The sequence below is a fragment of the Vibrio sp. M260118 genome (assembly GCF_036533755.1).
In the GTDB taxonomy this organism is placed as follows: Bacteria; Pseudomonadota; Gammaproteobacteria; order Enterobacterales; family Vibrionaceae; genus Vibrio.
The window spans coordinates 1-914 of the sequence record NZ_JATABG010000641.1 but is presented as its reverse complement, the minus strand read 5'-3'; the positions used below and the strand labels follow the sequence as shown (position 1 = coordinate 914).

Genomic DNA, 914 nt, shown 5'->3' with positions numbered 1-914 from the left:
GCAGTTGGGCATCAAGATACACATTGATGATTCTGGGACAGGTTACTCGTCATTAAGTTACTTAAACCAGTTCAGTATTGACTGTATTAAAGTCGATCGCTCCTTTGTTTTGGCATTGAACTCGGACAAAGGAGCCAAGGTGTTCGGTTCAATCTTGTCGATTGCCCAGCAGCTAGAACTTGAAGTGATCGTTGAGGGTGTGGAAACCAAGGAACAACTCGCTCATATTCCAAACAGCCAACATATTAAGGTGCAGGGTTGGTATTACTCGAAATCTTTGCCTTTAGAGCAACTACTTACGTTTCAAGTCAGTTAATTTAAAACAGCCCAAGCTGCGGCTCACTGAGGGTTGAAAATTCGATACCGATAAAGGGCAAAATGGCTTCAGCAACCGGTTTGAGCTGTTTATCGATATAGTGTTGATAGTCGATGGCGCTTTTTTGATACTCTTTCGGTTCTGGCCCCGATACGGTGAGCACGTACTCGATTCGTCCTTTATTTTGGTATTGCAGAGGCCGACCTAACTGCTGATTGATCTTATCGGCTAGTCGAGCAGCGCGAACTTGAGGAGGAATGTTCTTTTGGTATTCGTGTAGCTTTCTTCTTAAGCGCTTCTGGTAGACGAGCTTGTCATCGAACTCTCCGGCTTGAGTTCTTTCAACGAAATCGCGAACAAATTCACTTGGGTTATCGCCATGGAACACCATTGAATAAAGGGTATGCTGAAACTCTTGGGCAAGCGGAGTCCAGTCAGTCCGCGCACTCTCTAGCCCTTTGAAGATGATTTTTTCGTTTTCGCCTTCACCAATCAAACCAGCATAACGCTTTTTTGAACCCGTCTCTTGGCCGCGAATAGTTGGCATCAAAAACTTCTTATAATGCGTTTCGTATTCAAGTTCTAAAAATGAGGTGAG

General features: G+C 44.3%; 2 protein-coding genes. One reads left to right on the top strand and one right to left on the bottom strand.

Annotation, left to right across the window (positions count from 1 at the left end):
* Nucleotides 1-316, top strand: a 316-nt coding sequence (locus QTO00_RS20235; RefSeq protein ID WP_331426347.1) for an EAL domain-containing protein, incomplete at its 5' end; no start/stop codon positions are given.
* 1 nt (nt 317) lies between these two features.
* Here the strand turns inward: QTO00_RS20235 and QTO00_RS20230 are convergent.
* The coding region (locus QTO00_RS20230; protein ID WP_331426346.1) for a DNA polymerase domain-containing protein at nt 318-914 on the bottom strand (597 nt) is incomplete at its 5' end.